This is a genomic window from Paracoccus sp. (in: a-proteobacteria) (assembly GCF_046462195.1).
Lineage (GTDB): Bacteria > Pseudomonadota > Alphaproteobacteria > Rhodobacterales > Rhodobacteraceae > Paracoccus.
Genome location: NZ_JBKGUN010000195.1, coordinates 1 through 4176, shown reverse-complemented (window position 1 = coordinate 4176; position 4176 = coordinate 1). Strand labels below are relative to the sequence as shown.

The following is a 4176-nucleotide window of genomic DNA, read 5'->3' as shown; positions in this document are numbered from 1 at the left end:
CCAAAGCGCAACGACGACAGCCAACAGGCCGATGATCAGTCTTCCGTACTTCATGAATGCGTCACCTCGGAATTCTTAGGGTTGTGTTAAACAACCTATAGATGTTCCGCTAACAGGTCATTAACGTTTTGGTCGCGCCGCGTTTAATCAGCTCGACGTTGACCAAATTACCTCGGTTCGGCGGACCATTGGTGATACCTTGGGAAGGAGAAGTGCTTCGACAAAAATGCTGACACCGGCTCGATGTCCGGTGTGGCTGCAGACCAGACAGGTCAAACCTGCAAGCCACTGGCGGCTACGCGAAACGGAGTTGTCTTTCCGGTTGGCGCCGGCCGACACGACGCGCAGACTAAGAGACGTACCAACGTGCGCGGCAGGTAGAAAAGGAAACACTATGACAGGAACCTGTTTGCGAGGCGCGGCGCGATCAGCATCATGCTCGATGCGAAGCCCAAGTTTATGCATGACTGCAACCGCGATCTTCGCCGAAAGACTGGCGGAGCTTGGGGATATTTTTTGGCCCCACAAGTCAGTACCGATGGGTCCACCATATTGGTAATGCTGGCCGACAAGACAGCCCCAGCCGCAGAGGTGCAGTCGTGCCAGTCCTGTTCCACAACCACGCGTTTCACAATCGCCAGATCATTCACGGGCAGGCATGGCCCCATTGATATGGCCGGCGTCAACATGCGTTTGTTCAACCCTGTGAACCTAGAAGGTGTCGAAGTTCGGTTTCCAGATGGCCGTGACTGGTCTGGCAACGACCCGTTCTAATATCGTCGTTCGACCCAGACCGCCGGATCGTGATCTTCATGACGGCCGGGCGCGTCAGCGGTCGTGCCGGTGCGGCTGCCTTGCCGAACGTCCTACCCGAAGCCGACTGGCTGCTCGCCGCGCGGAGATATCGCGCCGGCGCGGCGCCACCGGTTCAAGCCCCCGGCGAGGGCCGAGTGGTATTAGGAGGCCTTGCAGGGCAAGGGCATCCGGCCCCGCATCCCGGGCCGGAAGCCACGTGCCGCACCTGTCAAGCACGACAAGCGCCGCCAAGAACAGCGCAACTGGATCAGGATCATGTCCGGCAAGCTCACAGAGGGCGGCCTATGGCGGCGGCCGCGCCATAGGGCCCGAAGGTCTGACGCTCCCCATCTGCCCTCACGCACCGGGTCGGAGCCACATTATGCATACCTTCCTAGTATTACCTACCAGATCAGAAAATTGTCTGATCATTGCTATGACGGATGTCGATTGAGTACTCAGGTTCAAGCAGCTCAGGAACCGGCAGATGAAGAGAAAAGAGAACGACGTTCTTGGTGCCGCAGCATCATGGATGCATGATCAGAACCCGACGCCCGCCCTCCATAGTGTTTTGTTGTTGAGCAGAGCAGTGGACTGCTGAATCGCAGGAGAAATATTTTCCTTCTCGCAGTACGCATTTCTAACGATGTTGATATTAGTTTCGTCCTTGGCGGTGCTGCCAATCCAACGCTTCCCCCCTCTAGAATGTAAACCCCAAGTGCCGATGAATGATTTCATTGCAAGCCTTTAATCTCAAAGATGTCCGGGTGCAGGTCATTCCCGCGGGCTGCGGCTCCTGAGCTTTGCCCGCAAAAGGAAAACTCTTAGTCCGAGACAGCAGTGGTGACATGATGAAGAGCGTGCCAAGCAACGACATTTCAGTTTGCCGGCAGCTGGACATGCCCCTACTGGCACCGCCATTGATCAGATACAGACAAAGGCCATGTCAGAACTACTCATCACACCACCTTATGTAACCACCTGCGCAAAGTGGGGAGACCAAAGCCTCCCTTCGACAGACTTTTTCCTTTTCAGGACGATCCAGCCGCCTCTATTTCAATCTCATAGTGGATCGGTTTGAAGCTCCCACCGTTCGAGGCATAGGCCGAACAAGCTGTCAGGCCGATGATAAGGTCCATCTCTGCCCGTAGCCGAATGTAATCACCGGACCGGCTTACTGGAGGGTCCACCCGCAGGACGCCGTCTGCGGCAACCGGGACGTTCATGAACACGTTGAATGCGCAGGGGATCATGTCCGGTTCAACCCCATAGGGGGCCAGCACTTCGGCTAGGTTGCCAAAGCAGCCACGATGCATGGGCTGTTCAGGATAGAAATGACGAAACGTTGCTTCGCTGCACGGCGTCAGCAGGAAGTCGTGCCGCCCGACCGTATCTTCGATAATGGACAGCATATGATTGGAGCGATTGGACCACAGCTTGTGTCCTGCCGTAAGTGAGATTGTTTCTTCGTAATCGAAGGTCCGTCCGTTCGAGATGGTTTCCCGCACATCTGCGGCACTGTAGGCGAGAAGGTCGGCTACTTGGGTGCCCTCCGGATCGATCACTCGCAGCGTCCGCCCTTTCTGCAAGCGAAACGCTGTACCGCTCCGGGGCTTGATTTCAGCGACGGCCATGTGCAGTCCTCGGATCGTGGAAAGGGCAGCGCCAGTCCCTTCCGACCAAGCGCCCGCTGTACTGGCGTGCCTCGCTCGTTTCGCCGAAGCGTGCAAGCATCGGGTTGATGCTTCCGGACAAGGCCAGATCACGGCTGAGGATACGTTCGCGCATACGTTCGTAGCGACCTTCCTCCCTCAGGCGTTCGAACTGCTCGTGCAGGTTGAAGACCAGCGTCGGGTGCCGCATGCGCCTTGCAGGCCGCGACGCATTGGGATGCAGGCCGATGACAAAGAAGGCCGATCCGCCAAAGCTGAGCGAAAAGTGGGGATCATCGGGATCTGAACTGACGCTCCGATCGTAGGGTTGCCTCCGTCGGTCATCAATGTTTGCGAGAGACTGCAGGCGATCCCACAAGGCCACCTCGAACTCTTGCTCATCAAGGTCCTCAGGCCCTGTGAAAATGACAGCCAAGCTCCGCAATCCTGTAGGATCCTGACGATAGCCCTTAACCCAATCAAGCAGTTCAGTGTGAATCCGTGCGTCGTCACCGGCGCTATGCAGCGACTGGCACACCACCGTCTTCAATGTTCCCCGCGCCATGGCCGATTTTGCACCCAGACAGGGGAACGCTTTGTCAGCGACCGCTGCCAGAAGTTCATCGCACGCAATGTTTGCAGTCTCTTCGTCTACCGGCATGGAAATTCTTCCGCTTGCAATCTGCAGCAGAAACGGGAGGGGTAAACTGAAAGTTCCGGCGCGAAAGTGCGTCAATCCGCCCCCTTCGGACAGCGAGAAGCGGCATGTGCAGTATGATGCGCGCTTCAGGCACTGCAGAGGCGACTAAAAACGCAATCACGATCAAGCGGATCATATACCACTCTTACGGCGTTTTGACTGAGCATGAGTAGAACAACAGGAGGTATGGCAAGCGCTGGTTTTGCTGCGATTTTCTTTTTGTAACGGCTGGCAAAACGTCTTTATGGAACCCTGCTACTATAAATAAGAGCTGACGCAGTTCAGAAGATGCCCGCACGATCTGCGGCTTTTTATAGGAACCGGGTCCAAGGATGTTCAGCGGCATGGTGGATCTGTTCTTACCCTTTGCAGGTCGCGACAGTCCTGTTTCGACGGGGAGTTGTACCTATCATGGATAGTAGCGTCCCTGTCCCTTCACGGTGACATAACCCCGCCTTGCCGCTCAGTTATGTTCTGCCGATCTCTGTACATAACTCTCAGCCCAGATTCGTCCAAGAGACCTGCGCGTCCTCAGCAGGATGGCGGACGACGTGATCGTTATGAATGGCTCAACACGCGAGGTATTCGAGGCTGATGCCTGCGCATGGTCCGGCCATGCCCGCCATTTACGTCCGAAGTATCTGACTAGGAACGGCAAAGTTAGAATGTCATGAGGGGCGTCCAAGCGGCGCAGCATGACGCGATCATCCTCGCAGATGACAATATGCGGTATCGGCGACCTAAGCTTCAAAAGGTCCTGCATCTATTGCAGAAACACGACGTGGTGCGGCCTCAGAATTTTTTCGGTCTATGCCATGGCATGCATGTTGGAACGCGGCGCACAGCATGCTGGATTGTTCGGACAGCGGGGACTGCCCAGTAGATTGGATATTCGCAGGACGCTTCTTTTGAAGGCAGGAGAATATACGGGAAATGTCCTATTCGAGAATCTTGAACTTGTTCGCCCGCCTTGATGTGACTGCCTCCGAGGGCATCTGTGTGCCACGGTGGGTGTGCAAGGATCGCAGA

Annotated in this window: 4 protein-coding genes; 1 reads left to right on the top strand and 3 read right to left on the bottom strand. The window is 56.0% G+C overall.

Annotated features, from left to right (window positions below; all coding sequences use genetic code 11):
• Positions 1 to 1335: 1335 nt before the first annotated feature.
• From ACLHHB_RS11880 to gntA, 3 genes are all read right to left on the bottom strand, one after another.
• Entirely contained in the window at positions 1336 to 1533 is a 198-nt protein-coding gene (locus ACLHHB_RS11880; RefSeq protein WP_410218493.1) for a hypothetical protein, read from the bottom strand.
• Positions 1534 to 1826: 293 nt separating this feature from the next.
• Positions 1827 to 2429 carry a DUF1989 domain-containing protein gene (locus tag ACLHHB_RS11875; RefSeq protein WP_410218492.1) on the bottom strand — a complete coding sequence of 201 codons (603 nt, stop codon included), beginning with the start codon at positions 2427 to 2429 and terminating at the stop codon, positions 1827 to 1829.
• Entirely contained in the window at positions 2416 to 3183 is a 768-nt protein-coding gene (gene gntA / locus ACLHHB_RS11870; protein ID WP_410218491.1) for a guanitoxin biosynthesis heme-dependent pre-guanitoxin N-hydroxylase GntA, read from the bottom strand. The genes ACLHHB_RS11875 and gntA overlap by 14 nt, the downstream gene beginning before the upstream one ends.
• Positions 3184 to 3817: 634 nt before the next feature.
• On the opposite strand from gntA, the gene ACLHHB_RS11865 reads away from it, so the two are divergent.
• Positions 3818 to 4030: a hypothetical protein gene (locus ACLHHB_RS11865; protein ID WP_410218490.1), complete on the top strand. Its 213-nt coding sequence runs from the start codon at positions 3818 to 3820 to the stop codon at positions 4028 to 4030.
• Positions 4031 to 4176 lie beyond the last annotated feature (146 nt).